Source organism: Microbacterium esteraromaticum (assembly GCF_016907315.1).
GTDB lineage: Bacteria > Actinomycetota > Actinomycetes > Actinomycetales > Microbacteriaceae > Microbacterium > Microbacterium esteraromaticum.
On the sequence record NZ_JAFBBS010000001.1, the window covers coordinates 813,031 to 826,962 of the forward strand.

The following is a 13,932-nucleotide window of genomic DNA, read 5'->3' on the forward strand; positions in this document are numbered from 1 at the left end:
GGTTGTTTGGTTCCGACCGTACGTCGAGAACCACAAAGTGGACGCGTTCATCTCGCAGAAAGGAGTGTTATCAAGTCATCGGCTTATTAGTACCAGTCAGCTGCACGTGTTGCCACGCTTCCACATCTGGCCTATCAACCCAGTAGTCTGGCTGGGAGCCTCTCGCCCCGAGGGGCATGGAAGTCTCATCTTGAGGCCGGCTTCCCGCTTAGATGCTTTCAGCGGTTATCCATCCCGAACGTAGCTAACCAGCGGTGCTCCTGGCGGAACAACTGGCACACCAGAGGTTCGTCCAACCCGGTCCTCTCGTACTAGGGTCAGATCCTCTCAAACTTCCTACGCGCGCAGCGGATAGGGACCGAACTGTCTCACGACGTTCTAAACCCAGCTCGCGTACCGCTTTAATGGGCGAACAGCCCAACCCTTGGGACCTACTCCAGCCCCAGGATGCGACGAGCCGACATCGAGGTGCCAAACCATGCCGTCGATATGGACTCTTGGGCAAGATCAGCCTGTTATCCCCGAGGTACCTTTTATCCGTTGAGCGACAGCGCTTCCACAAGCCACTGCCGGATCACTAGTCCCGACTTTCGTCCCTGCTCGACCTGTCAGTCTCACAGTCAAGCTCCCTTGTGCACTTACACTCGCCACCTGATTGCCAACCAGGTTGAGGGAACCTTTGGGCGCCTCCGTTACTTTTTGGGAGGCAACCGCCCCAGTTAAACTACCCACCAGGCACTGTCCCTGAACCGGATTACGGTTCGAAGTTAGATATCCAATATGACCAGAGTGGTATTTCAACAATGACTCCACCGTAACTGGCGTCACGGTTTCATAGTCTCCCACCTATCCTACACAAGCCACACCGAACACCAATACCAAGCTGTAGTAAAGGTCACGGGGTCTTTCCGTCCTGCTGCGCGTAACGAGCATCTTTACTCGTAGTGCAATTTCGCCGAGTTCGCGGTTGAGACAGTTGGGAAGTCGTTACGCCATTCGTGCAGGTCGGAACTTACCCGACAAGGAATTTCGCTACCTTAGGATGGTTATAGTTACCACCGCCGTTTACTGGGGCTTAAATTCTCAGCTTCGCCTTGCGGCTAACCGGTCCTCTTAACCTTCCAGCACCGGGCAGGCGTCAGTCCGTATACATCGACTTGCGTCTTCGCACGGACCTGTGTTTTTAGTAAACAGTCGCTACCCACTAGTCTCTGCGGCCACCACACCCTTTCCGGAGCAAGTCCGTATAAGCGGGTGGCCCCCCTTCTCCCGAAGTTACGGGGGCATTTTGCCGAGTTCCTTAACCACGATTCTCTCGATCTCCTTGGTATTCTCTACCTGACCACCTGAGTCGGTTTGGGGTACGGGCGGCTTGAACCTCGCGTCGATGCTTTTCTTGGCAGCATAGGATCACCCACTTTTTATCCGCATCGTGTCTCAGCCTGTATGAGTCACGGATTTGCCTATGACTCGGCCTACGCACTTGCACCAGGACAACCATCGCCTGGCTTGGGCTACCTTCCTGCGTCACACCTGTTAATACGCTAGCCGCACCAGCATAGGGTCGTGTGCTCCACCGGACGGTGAACCCCGAAGGGTTCGATGTCCGGCTTTGGACACTTAGCATTACTGGATTGACTGGGGCGGTTCTTCGCCGGTACGGGAATATCAACCCGTTGTCCATCGACTACGCCTGTCGGCCTCGCCTTAGGTCCCGACTTACCCAGGGAAGATTAGCTTGACCCTGGAACCCTTGGTCTTCCGGAGGACGTGTTTCTCACACGTCTTTCGCTACTCATGCCTGCATTCTCACTCGTGTGGCGTCCACGGCTGGTTTACACCGCCGCTTCACTCGCCACACGACGCTCTCCTACCCATCAACACGGCTGGACCACGAAGGCCTACCACAAATGTCAATGCCACAGCTTCGGTGGCGTGCTTGAGCCCCGTTACATTGTCGGCGCGGAATCACTTGACCAGTGAGCTATTACGCACTCTTTCAAGGGTGGCTGCTTCTAAGCCAACCTCCTGGTTGTCTAAGCAACTCCACATCCTTTTCCACTTAGCACGCGCTTTGGGACCTTAGATGGTGGTCTGGGTTGTTTCCCTCTCGACTATGAAGCTTATCCCCCACAGTCTCACTGCTGCGCTCTCACTTACCGGCATTCGGAGTTTGGCTGACGTCAGTAACCTGGTGAGGCCCATCGGCCATCCAGTAGCTCTACCTCCGGCAAGAAACACGCAACGCTGCACCTAAATGCATTTCGGAGAGAACCAGCTATCACGAAGTTTGATTGGCCTTTCACCCCTATCCACAGCTCATCCCCTCAGTTTTCAACCTAAGTGGGTTCGGCCCTCCACGACGTCTTACCGTCGCTTCAGCCTGGCCATGGATAGATCACTTCGCTTCGGGTCTAGAACATGCGACTGAAACGCCCTATTCAGACTCGCTTTCGCTACGGCTACCCCACACGGGTTAACCTCGCCACATATCACTAACTCGCAGGCTCATTCTTCAAAAGGCACGCTGTCACCCCTACTAAGGAGGCTCCAACGGTTTGTAAGCAAACGGTTTCAGGTACTATTTCACTCCCCTCCCGGGGTACTTTTCACCTTTCCCTCACGGTACTTGTCCGCTATCGGTCATCTGGGAGTATTTAGGCTTATCAGGTGGTCCTGACAGATTCACACGGGATTTCTCGGGCCCCGTGCTACTTGGGATACTCTTCACGCTGCGCACAACATTTCGACTACGGGGCTGGCACCCACTATGGCCCGCCTTTCAAGACGGTTCGTCTATATCGTCACATCACGTCGAACACTCGGCAGAATGTTCAAAAGAGTCCCGCAACCCCGGGCATGCAACGCCTGCCGGCTATCACACACACCCGGTTTAGCCTCATCCGCTTTCGCTCGCCACTACTCACGGAATCACTGTTGTTTTCTCTTCCTGTGGGTACTGAGATGTTTCACTTCCCCACGTTCCCTCTACCCGCCCTATATATTCAGGCGGGAGTCACCAGGTCGCAAAACGCCTGGCGGGGTTTCCCCATTCGGACATCCTCGGATCAACACTCGCTTATCAATTCCCCGAGGCTTATCGCAGATTGCTACGTCCTTCTTCGGCTCCAGATGCCAAGGCATCCACCGTTTGCTCTTAAAGACTTGAAATCACATGAGATGAACCAGATCCAGGAAAAGATCTGATTCGGTTTTCTTTAAGATGCTCGCGTCCACTGTGTAGTTCTCAAAGTACGGGCGGTCCCCCACCCCCACTGCCATACGGCAACAGAAGTAAGGGCCGAGAGGTTCAGAACGACCCGAAGGCCGGCCCGGTCCCTCAGGACCCAACAGCGTGCAGGCACCCCACCCTCCAGGCCAAGCGTTCCCCCTGCCGAAGCAGCGTACTAACTCAAACCCTCAGGTCGAATGCCATGTCAAATGTTCCACCCATGAGCTCCGGTCACACACATTCGGTGTGAATCCGGCTCTGTCAGACCCGAAGGCCTGCAGTGCTCCTTAGAAAGGAGGTGATCCAGCCGCACCTTCCGGTACGGCTACCTTGTTACGACTTAGTCCTAATTACCGATCCCACCTTCGACAGCTCCCTCCCACAAGGGGTTAGGCCACCGGCTTCAGGTGTTACCGACTTTCATGACTTGACGGGCGGTGTGTACAAGACCCGGGAACGTATTCACCGCAGCGTTGCTGATCTGCGATTACTAGCGACTCCGACTTCATGAGGTCGAGTTGCAGACCTCAATCCGAACTGGGACCGGCTTTTTGGGATTCGCTCCACCTTACGGTATTGCAGCCCATTGTACCGGCCATTGTAGCATGCGTGAAGCCCAAGACATAAGGGGCATGATGATTTGACGTCATCCCCACCTTCCTCCGAGTTGACCCCGGCAGTATCCCATGAGTTCCCACCATTACGTGCTGGCAACATAGAACGAGGGTTGCGCTCGTTGCGGGACTTAACCCAACATCTCACGACACGAGCTGACGACAACCATGCACCACCTGTTCACGAGTGTCCAAAGAGTTGACCATTTCTGGCCCGTTCTCGTGTATGTCAAGCCTTGGTAAGGTTCTTCGCGTTGCATCGAATTAATCCGCATGCTCCGCCGCTTGTGCGGGTCCCCGTCAATTCCTTTGAGTTTTAGCCTTGCGGCCGTACTCCCCAGGCGGGGAACTTAATGCGTTAGCTGCGTCACGGAATCCGTGGAAAGGACCCCACAACTAGTTCCCAACGTTTACGGGGTGGACTACCAGGGTATCTAAGCCTGTTTGCTCCCCACCCTTTCGCTCCTCAGCGTCAGTTACGGCCCAGAGATCTGCCTTCGCCATCGGTGTTCCTCCTGATATCTGCGCATTCCACCGCTACACCAGGAATTCCAATCTCCCCTACCGCACTCTAGTCTGCCCGTACCCACTGCAAGCCCGAGGTTGAGCCTCGGAATTTCACAGCAGACGCGACAGACCGCCTACGAGCTCTTTACGCCCAATAATTCCGGATAACGCTTGCACCCTACGTATTACCGCGGCTGCTGGCACGTAGTTAGCCGGTGCTTTTTCTGCAGGTACCGTCACTTTCGCTTCTTCCCTGCTAAAAGAGGTTTACAACCCGAAGGCCGTCATCCCTCACGCGGCGTTGCTGCATCAGGCTTCCGCCCATTGTGCAATATTCCCCACTGCTGCCTCCCGTAGGAGTCTGGGCCGTGTCTCAGTCCCAGTGTGGCCGGTCACCCTCTCAGGCCGGCTACCCGTCGACGCCTTGGTGAGCCATTACCTCACCAACAAGCTGATAGGCCGCGAGCCCATCCCCAACCGAAAAATCTTTCCACCCGCACACCATGCGGTGACGGGACATATCCAGTATTAGACGCCGTTTCCAGCGCTTATCCCAGAGTCAGGGGCAGGTTGCTCACGTGTTACTCACCCGTTCGCCACTAATCCACCCAGCAAGCTGGGCTTCATCGTTCGACTTGCATGTGTTAAGCACGCCGCCAGCGTTCATCCTGAGCCAGGATCAAACTCTCCGTAAAAAAGAAATGCATACACAACCGGGAAAACGGTCATGCAGCGAGTTTGAAACTGACCAAAAGAGACGAACATCATTGCTGACATTCATATAAATTGATCCAAAGGAATTCTCAACCAACCCCCACAGGGATTGGACGAGGATAATTTGGCATTTGACAAGTGCACGCTGTTGAGTTCTCAAGGATCGGACGCACCCGCACACCCACCCCTCAGGGCAGAGAAGCGCAGGGCAACTTCACAATCTTATATCTTCCCGACCAGGCAGTCAAATCCGACACGCCGTAAGGACCAGGTGAAGACATCCGCCACCTCAACGAGGCAACCGCTCCAGCCTATCCCAACCAGCGAGCTTGTCAAATCGACGAACCCGAACCGGGAACCACACTCCCCGGGCCTAACAGCCCCTCCAAACCAACAAGTGATCCAGAGTGAAGGTGGGTGGTTCGCTACTTGGAGGGGAGCCAGGCCCTTCAGGCCTTCCGCTCAACCGCTTGGGGCGAACAAGTAATAATTTACGCGCCACCCACCACCCCCGCAAATCACCACCACACCCCGGGCGTGTCGCACTACCGTGCTGACGCAGGAAATCGCTTCCGACCAGGCAGTACCCGCTCCGACCGTCCGGTGGACGGCCCGAGCTCGTGGTCGCTGGCCCTACTTGCTGCCCGTGGCGGGCCCGGTGGAAGCGTGGCCGGCCTGATCAGCGCGCGCCTGCTCGGGGCGCGTGATGAGGACCTGCGCCAGTGCGGCCGGACGGTGCTCGAAGTCGCGGTCGCACCGTGCCCGGATGCCGCGGTCGCACGGTGCTCGGAGTCTTGGTCGCGTTGTGCCCGGATGCAGAGAACCCCCGCACCTCAGTGCGGGGGTTCTCTGTCACAGTGTGGACCTAAGGGGATTCGAACCCCTGACCTCCTCGATGCGAACGAGGCGCGCTACCAACTGCGCCATAGGCCCGTGAACAGAGTTCAGGTTATCACGCGTTCAACCGGCTGCTCGCCGCGCAAGCAGCTGGCGTACGTGCGCCTCGATCTCGGCGTCGTCGACCACGCCCATCCGGGCGTAGGGCGACTCCCCCGCGGCCGCGGCCGGCGCGACGGGAAGCGCCGCCGGGGCGGCGGGCGCGAGCTCCTCCGCCCGACGACGCAGCTCGGCACGGCGTGCCGCTCGCTGGCGCTCGGCGCGAGCATCGATCTCCGCCTGAGCGGTCTGCGCGCGCGAGCCGGCAACCGTCACGAGCTGCTGCGGCAGCGGGCGCGGCGTCCAGACGGCCGGGCCCTGATCGTGCAGTGGGGGCGAGACGCGCTCGGCCACGGGCTCCGCGACGGGACGGCTGGCGCGCCGCGCGCTGCGACGGGCGACCTGTGCCATGCGCGCGAGCACGGTGAGCCCGAGCACCGCGAGCACCAGACCGCATGCGGCCAGCATCCATGCGCCAGTGGCGATGATCTGCCACACCCCGGATGCCAGCATCCCGAGTGCCACCACGACGGCACCTGAAGCCGCCAGCCGCACGCGACGTCGTGCCCGTGCCTGACGGAGGACGGGATCACGACGGGTAGCGGCGAGCTCCTCGCGGAGGAGTTCGAGCTGAGCGCTCTCCTTCTGCGCCTGCACGCGCTTTGCGAGCCTTTGCTGAGCCGCGGCCGTGCGCGCCGTCAGCTCGAGTCGCACCTCGTCAGGCGTCTCACTGGTCTCAGCCAGGACGCGAAGGGCCTGGTTGAGCCGGACCGCGTTGCGCTCGGCGGCATAGAACTGGTGTCGCCCGCGCCAGCTGGGCACGAAGTACAGCACCCAGAGCAGCACGGCGACGAGGACGATCACGCCCCCACTCAGCACCGGCCCATCCATGCAGTCAACGGTAGGCGACTGCGGCATCGGGAATGATCATTCCCGCGCGTGTGTCGCCGCAGACCGTCAGCTCTGCAGCGCGTCGTGCGGAGGGATCGCCGCCGCCTCCTGCGGCGCCGCTCCACTCACCCAGCGCGAGAGCACACCGCGGGGCACCTCATCCTGCGTGAGCGCGAACGCGTAGTGGTCGCGCCAGTCGCCGTCGATGTGGATATAGCGCCGCCGAAGCCCCTCGTAGCGGAACCCGAGCTTCTGCACGACGCGCAGGCTCGCACGGTTCTCGGGCCGGATGCAGATCTCCATCCGGTGCAGACCGAACTGCTCGAACGCCGCGTCCGTCGCCATGGCGACGGCAGTCGGTGTGATGCCTCGGCCCGCGAAGCGCTCGCTCACCCAGTATCCGATGGTCGCCGACGACAGGGATCCGCGGGCGATCCCCCAGATGTTCAGCTGCCCCGCGATCTCCCCGTCGTACTCCATCACGAATGGATACCCTGCTCCGTCGCGATGCTGCTGAAGCAGCCGGCGGATGCTGGCGCGCATGTCGAAGCCGGTGGCGGCGCCCGGGATCGTCGCCTCCCACGGCTGCAGCCATGAGCGGTTCGTCATCAGCTCACGCTGCAGCACCCGAGCGTCTCGCGGCTTCACCAACCGCAGGCCGACCGGGCCGTAGCGCATCACCGGCTGGACGTCGTTGGGCATCGCATCCTCCGGTCAGAGACCAGCCGCGAACTGCTTGAGCCAGGGCCTCAGCTCAGCGCCGAGATCGTCGCGGTCGGTTGCGAGCTGCACGATCGCCTTGATGTAGTCGGCGCGGTCGCCCGTGTCATAGCGACGGCCACCGAAGACCACTCCGACGACGCCAGGTCCGTCAGGGTCGGCCGCGAGCTCCTGGAGGGCGTCGGTCAGCTGGATCTCTCCGCCCTTGCCCGGCGGAGTGCGCTCGAGGATCTCGAAGACCGCCGGCGGCAGCACGTAGCGTCCGATCACTGCGAGGTTCGACGGGGCGTCCTCTGCCGCGGGCTTCTCGACCAGGGCGTCCACCCGCACCACGCCGTCCGTGTCCGTCGCCTTCGCATCGGCCGCGCCGTACATATGGATCTGCTCGGGGTCGACCTCCATGAGGGCGATGACCGCGGCCCCGGTGCGCTCGTGCGTGGCGATCATCTCGGTGAGCAGCGAGTCTCGCTCGTCGATGAGGTCGTCGCCGAGAAGCACGGCGAACGAGCTGTCGCCGACATGCGTCTTCGCGCGCAGCACCGCATGACCCAGGCCCTTGGGCTCGCCCTGCCGGACGAAGTGGATGTCGGCGAGATCGCTGGACTTCACCACACGCTCGAGGCGTCCGTGGTCGCCCTTCTGCTGGAGCCGCACCTCGAGCTCGGGCACCGAGTCGAAGTGATCGGAGATCGCGTTCTTGTTGCGTCCGATGATGACGAGGATGTCGTCGATGCCGGCCGCCACCGCCTCTTCCACGACGTACTGGATGGCGGGCTTGTCGACGACGGGGAGCATCTCCTTCGGCATCGCCTTCGTCGCCGGCAGGAACCGCGTACCCAGACCTGCGGCGGGAATGACGGCCTTCATGGTGCTCATGCGCTTCAGCTTAGTCGTGGGCCCGGCCGCCGACCCGGCGGGTTGCCAGACCCGCCGCCGTATGATCGGGGACATGCGGAGCGAAGCAGAACAGCAGAAGCGCGCCCTGCGCGCCGAACTGCGCGAACGCCGTCAGATCCTCTCGGAGACGCAGCGGCATGAGGCGGCCGCGGGCATCACCGCCCAGCTCGACGCCCTCGTCGACGCTCACGGTGCGCGGTCGGTGTCGTGCTTCCTCTCGACCACCACCGAGCCAGGCACCATGCCCTTCGTACAGGGCGCCGTGCGAAGGGGCATCCGGGTGCTGCTTCCGATCACGCGCGCAGACGGACTGCTCGACTGGGCCGTCGCGGACGACTCCGGAACGGTGGCCGAAGGGCTCTTCGGCCTCCCCGAGCCGACGGGCGAGGTGCTCGGCCCGATCGCCGTGAACGATGTCGACCTCATGATCATCCCCGCCGCGGCGGTCGACCGATCGGGCACGAGGCTGGGCTGGGGGCGCGGCTACTTCGACAAGACGATCGGCTCGATGGAAGGCTGCCCGCCCGTCTACGCCGTGATCTATGATTCCGAAGTACTCGATTCGCTGCCGCGCGAAGTGCACGACCAGCCGGTCGATGGCATCGTCACCCCGACGCAGACCATCACCCTGTCGCCCGCGCGGAACTGACAGGAGCATCCATGCCCACCTACGCCTACGCGTGCACGGCCTGCGACCACCGGTTCGACGCCGTGCAGTCCTTCACCGAGGACTCGCTGACCCTCTGCCCGGAGTGCGGCGGAGCACTGCGCAAGCAGTACGGATCGGTCGGAGTCACCTTCAACGGCTCGGGCTTCTATCGCACCGACTCGCGCGGAAATACTGGTGCAGCCTCGACGTCTTCGGCATCATCTAAGGCGGAATCTTCGACGAGCGCCAACCCGGCGCCCGCGAAGGCCCCGGCCTCGAACTGAGGCCGCAGCAACTCCAGGGGGAGTCCATGATCCAGGGATTCAAGGAATTCATCACCAAGGGCAACGTCATCGACCTCGCCGTCGCGGTGGTCATCGGCAGCGCGTTCACGGCGATCGTCAACGCGGTCGTGAGCGCGATCATCACGCCGCTCGTCGCCATGTTCTTCAAGGCGGATGAGGCGGGCAAGTTCGGCTTCACCGTCGACAACATCTACGGCGACCCGGTGACGTTCCCCGTCGGCGAGCTGATCTCTGCGGTCATCACCTTCTTCGCCGTCGCACTCGTCGTCTACTTCGTCTTCGTCGTCCCGATGAACAAGTACAAGGAGCGCCAGGCTGCGAAGAACCCAGCCGTCGAGGAGGAGACCCTGCCGACCGAGCAGGAGCTGCTCATCGAGATCCGCGACCTCATGCGTCGCGACGCCGACCTGCGCTGATCGACGCACGGCATATGAGAACGCCCTGCCCCGTCGGGGGCGGGGCGTTCTCATATGCTCGGGCAGCGTCTCAGCACGCGGTTCAGTAGTGCGGCGGCACCTCGCGCAGCATCCGATCATCGTTCGGTCCTCGCTCCTCCGCCGGCGGCGTGGAACGCTCGTCGCGGGAATGCGGTTCGGAGGTCGTGCCCTCGACCGGCGTGAGTCTCGCGCGCCGCGATCCCGCGACGTGCACGATGCGCTGCCGCTCGTCAGTCATCGAGGTCGAGCGGCTGCGTGTCGTGCTCTGCGCGCACCGCGCCCTCCTCGATGCCGAGCACCGTGGCGATACGACGGGCAACCGTAGCCGGGTCGCTGTACAGATCGAAGGCGTGCACACGCACGTAGTGCCACCCGAGCCGGCGCAGCACCTGAGGACGCAGCCGCACGCTCTCCCGCAGCGACTCACCGCGGGTCTCGGGGTCGGACTCGATGACCACCGCACGTCCGCCGTGCTGCGCGACGAGCGGAAGCAGGCCGCGGTAGTCGACGTCGACAGAGGCACCCAGTCGTCGCAGCTCCCGAGCGAGGGCGAGCGTGAGCGGATCGGCGAGATCCTCGAGACGCGCGTCGCGCCCCCTCGCCGCGAGTCCGCCGAGGATCGACATCAGGGTCGACGCTCCGTGCTCGAGCCGGCCCTCGTCGAACGCGGAGGGACGGATGCACGAGACGATCACCATCGAGCGGCGGGCTCTCGTCATGCCCACGGTCAGCAGACGCTCGCCGTCGTGCTGCGACAGGTCGCCGAAGTCGCTGAGCACACGGCCGTGCTTGGTGAGGCCGAAGCCCAGCGAGAAGATGACGCGGTCGCGGCTCTCCGCGACCGACTCCTCGAGCGTGAGAACGGCGAACGGCTCGGCGGTGTCGCGGCCGACGAAGTCGGCGACGTCCGAGCGTCCGGCGAAGGCGGATGCCACGGCCGACCGCACGCGCTCCGCGTGCCTGCGGCTCGCGGTGATGACCATCAGCGATTCGGTGGGGCGATGGACGGCGTGCTCGACCGCCAGGGTCACGACTCGGGCGACCTCGGCATCCGGGCTCTCGACGGCTCCGGTCTCGGGGTCGGGTGTGCCCACTCCCCCTTCGACGTAGTCGACGGTGAGGCTGCCGCGGCCGAGATACGAGCCGGCCCACGGCAGCGACACGATCTCGCCACCGTAGAACGCGTCGTTGATGAGCTCGGCGAGGTCTTCGCCTCCCGCGCGGTAACTGCGGGTCAGAGTCATGACGGGGAAGAGCTCGGCGAGACGCTCGAAGACCGAGACGTCGTCGAATTCGACCTCCGGCTCCCAGTCGGGATCGACGATCGTCGCGACCGTGAACGGCGTCGGACGCTGAGTGACGGGGTCGCCGAAGGCGACGACCTGGCGGGCCCGCCTGATCGCAGGCGCGGTCTCGGCGAGGTTGACGGCAGCGGCATCCACGAGAAGCACCGCATCGAACTCGACCGAGTCGGGGATCAGCGGCACCTCGTACGGCGAGGCGATCCAGACCGGCGCGAGCACGCGGGTGAGATCGGGTGCTGCCGAGACGATCTCGGCGGTCGTCGCGTCACCGCTCTTGAGGGCCTTGCGCAGATGCCTGGCCTGGTCTGGCTCATCGACGATCGCGATGCGCCACTGGCTGGCCAGGTTCCACGCGAGCAGCGGACCCGCCATCGCGGTGTGCGCCTCGTCGACGAGCCGGAAGTCGCGCTCGAGGCGGTCGACGACCGCGGTGTTCGCACCGAGCAGCGACCGGTCGTCCTGCAGTGCGCGCTCGAGAAGCGACTGCCACCAGGCGAACTCGAGCTCGGCCGAGACCCGCTCTTCAGGGACGTGACGCACCGACAGATCCGACAGCAGCGGACGCAGCCCGAGACCCGTCAGCGCATCTCGGATCTGCGTGCGCTCGACAAGATTGTCGAACACCGCAGAGCGCGCGGCGAGGCCGGAAAGCGTGCGCACCAGTCGGGCGACGGGCAGCGAGCTGAGCGGCTCGCGACGGCCGAGGGCGTGGTCGAGGTCTGCCAGCTCGGCAGACACGCGTTGCCAGGCCACGTGCACGTCGGAGAGACCGAGCGGCACCTGCGGCGCCACGCCGGCCTCGACGTAGCGCTGCCACTGCGTGCGCTGCTGCTGGATGCGCAGCAGCGACTCGTGCATCTCCGAGACGTGGGCGCCTGGTCGCACGTACTCCCGCGCCAGCTTCTTGAGCCGGCGCCGGTTCGCTGAGGACATGCCGGGGGCATCGCGGCGCGAGCCGTGCGCCTGGATCAGCTCGCCCAGCGGCCGTTCGAAGACCGTCGGGCTGAAGCGGTCGAGGGAGTCCCGGATGCCCTGCAGCAGCCGTACGTACTCGCCGAGCTCGTCTATGGTGCCGAACGGGCGCATGCTGGTCTGCGCGATGAGCTCGTAGCCGCGTTCCAGCAGCGACGGCACGGCCGAGCCGTGCAGGCGACCAGCGAGCTCGTGCGCCTTCTGCGCGGCCTCGGCGCTGTCGAAGCTGACGCCGTACCAGGGCGAGTCGTCGGGTCCGAAGCGGAACTCGCCGAGCTTCGCGGCACGCGTGAGCGCCTGCGCGGCGTCACGCCGATCGCCCGAGAGCTTCTCGAGGGTCTCCATCGACAGACGTGCCCCTGTCGATGGCGGCACCGGCAGCGACGCGAGTCGCGTGAGCTCTCTGGTCGCGTCGAGCACGGATGCCCCCGTGCGGGCCACCGGCTCCGACAGAGCCCCACGGTAGTCGCGGAGAACCGTGCGCAGACGCACCAGCGCCTCGTCCAGCTCAGCCGCCTTCGGCTGGGTCGCCTTCTCACTGCGTGCGATGGCGGTGATCAGGTCGCGGCGAGCGCGGGTGGGAGACACGGCGAGCGCGTCGAGGCCGACGCCGGCCAGCCGGTGGCGCACACCGTCGAGGGTCGACCGGCGGGCCGAGACGACGAGCACGCGTCGACCCGAGCGCACGAACCCGCCGAGCGCGTTGATGACCGTCTGCGTTCCCCCGGTGCCGGGCAGCGTCGACACGACCAGCGAATGACCGGCGGCGATGCGGGCGAGCACCTCCTCCTGCTCGGAGTCCGCGTCGAGCAGAAGGCTCTCGGACGCGGGGGCCCGCTCGTCGGGGCTCGACCAGGCCGGCAGCTCACGCGGTGCGGTCACTTGCTCGCGATCGCCGATGTGCCCCGCGAGGGCATTGAGCACCGGGTGGTCGAGGTCGACCATGTCGCGCACCATCGCGTCTGCGACATCGGCGAAGGTCGATACGACGAGGCGCGGATGCACGGCGAAGGTGTCGATGGAGTGGGTCAATGCGCGCAGCTGGTCGATCACCGGCTGCGGCTTGAAGATGCCGCCGTCGTACGCGAGGGAGGCGAGACCTGCCGGGTCGAGCTCGAGTCCGAAGTGCTCGCGCGCGACGCGCACGAGTTCGGGGTTGACCTCGAAGCGACCGTGCAGCTTCAGCTCGAAGTCGGCGTGGTGGCGGCGGATCGCGAGCGGACGAAGCAGCACGGGAGCGGCGAACGGCGCGCCACCGAGACGCCAGCGCGCGATGCCGACCGCGAGCCGGACGGCATCGATCCCTCTCACCGTGCGCAGCTCGGTGTTGCGCGCGGTGATCCGCTCGGCGGCCATTCGCGCGGTGCGGAGCCCGACCTCGTCCCTGAACAGGTTCGACAGCAAGGTGGAGCGGCCGGTGATGAACTGCGGAAGGCTGCCCGGATGCGCCTTGGAGATGTCGATGACCGACTCCGGGGCGTCGATGAACGTGGTCAGCGGCGAGGCTCCGCCGAGATCGGCAGCCTGAGCGCGAAGGCTGGTGCGCCGCTCCTCCGCCACATGGGCGATGTCGACCCCGGTCGACGAGTCGCTCAGGTCGCCGAGAGTCACTGCGGCCCGCTGGTCCGCGTTCTCAGCATCCTTCGCCTCTCGTCGCCACACACCGCAAGCCTAGGCGCGACACGCGCGACCGGCGGTATTCCAGGCCGATTTCGCCGCGATTCCGCCCACCGTCGGCCGTGCCGGTCGTCTTC

General features: G+C 63.8%; 8 protein-coding genes, 1 tRNA gene and 2 rRNA genes. 3 read left to right on the top strand and 8 right to left on the bottom strand.

The window, feature by feature from the left end:
* Window positions 1–66: 66 nt before the first annotated feature.
* The 6 genes from JOE67_RS03980 to galU form a co-directional block, all read right to left on the bottom strand.
* Window positions 67–3,171 (bottom strand): 23S ribosomal RNA (locus JOE67_RS03980).
* A 352-nt stretch (window positions 3,172–3,523) separates the two neighbouring features.
* Window positions 3,524–5,048, bottom strand: a 16S ribosomal RNA gene (locus tag JOE67_RS03985).
* The 16S and 23S rRNA genes sit together here, the layout of an rRNA operon.
* 879 nt (window positions 5,049–5,927) lie before the next feature.
* A tRNA-Ala gene (locus tag JOE67_RS03990) sits at window positions 5,928–6,000 on the bottom strand.
* A 27-nt stretch (window positions 6,001–6,027) separates the two neighbouring features.
* Window positions 6,028–6,894, bottom strand: coding sequence for a hypothetical protein (locus JOE67_RS03995; RefSeq protein ID WP_204974253.1), 867 nt, complete (start codon window positions 6,892–6,894; stop codon window positions 6,028–6,030).
* Between the two features lie 66 nt (window positions 6,895–6,960).
* Window positions 6,961–7,572 carry a GNAT family N-acetyltransferase gene (locus tag JOE67_RS04000; RefSeq protein WP_204976663.1) on the bottom strand — a complete coding sequence of 204 codons (612 nt, stop codon included), beginning with the start codon at window positions 7,570–7,572 and terminating at the stop codon, window positions 6,961–6,963.
* Between the two features lie 36 nt (window positions 7,573–7,608).
* The gene (gene galU / locus JOE67_RS04005) at window positions 7,609–8,481 is read right to left on the bottom strand and encodes a UTP--glucose-1-phosphate uridylyltransferase GalU (protein ID WP_239528371.1); all 873 of its coding nucleotides are present in this window, start codon (window positions 8,479–8,481) and stop codon (window positions 7,609–7,611) included.
* Window positions 8,482–8,563: 82 nt separating this feature from the next.
* Between galU and JOE67_RS04010 the strand changes: the two genes are divergently transcribed.
* The 3 genes from JOE67_RS04010 to mscL are packed head-to-tail and all read left to right on the top strand — an operon-like array spanning window position 8,564 to window position 9,881.
* Window positions 8,564–9,160: a 5-formyltetrahydrofolate cyclo-ligase gene (locus JOE67_RS04010; RefSeq protein ID WP_204974255.1), complete on the top strand. Its 597-nt coding sequence runs from the start codon at window positions 8,564–8,566 to the stop codon at window positions 9,158–9,160.
* 11 nt (window positions 9,161–9,171) lie between these two features.
* Complete coding sequence (locus JOE67_RS04015) at window positions 9,172–9,444, top strand: FmdB family zinc ribbon protein (RefSeq protein WP_204974256.1); 273 nt, start codon at window positions 9,172–9,174, stop codon at window positions 9,442–9,444.
* A gap of 26 nt (window positions 9,445–9,470) precedes the next feature.
* On the top strand, window positions 9,471–9,881 hold the full coding sequence (gene mscL, locus JOE67_RS04020; protein WP_204974257.1) for a large conductance mechanosensitive channel protein MscL: 411 nt from the start codon (window positions 9,471–9,473) through the stop codon (window positions 9,879–9,881).
* A gap of 82 nt (window positions 9,882–9,963) precedes the next feature.
* Here the strand turns inward: mscL and JOE67_RS04025 are convergent, their stop codons facing one another.
* Window positions 9,964–10,140, bottom strand: coding sequence for a hypothetical protein (locus JOE67_RS04025; protein WP_204974258.1), 177 nt, complete (start codon window positions 10,138–10,140; stop codon window positions 9,964–9,966).
* On the bottom strand, window positions 10,133–13,840 hold the full coding sequence (locus tag JOE67_RS04030; RefSeq protein ID WP_204974259.1) for an AAA family ATPase: 3,708 nt from the start codon (window positions 13,838–13,840) through the stop codon (window positions 10,133–10,135). The genes JOE67_RS04025 and JOE67_RS04030 overlap by 8 nt, the downstream gene beginning before the upstream one ends.
* Between the last annotated feature and the right edge of the window lie 92 nt (window positions 13,841–13,932).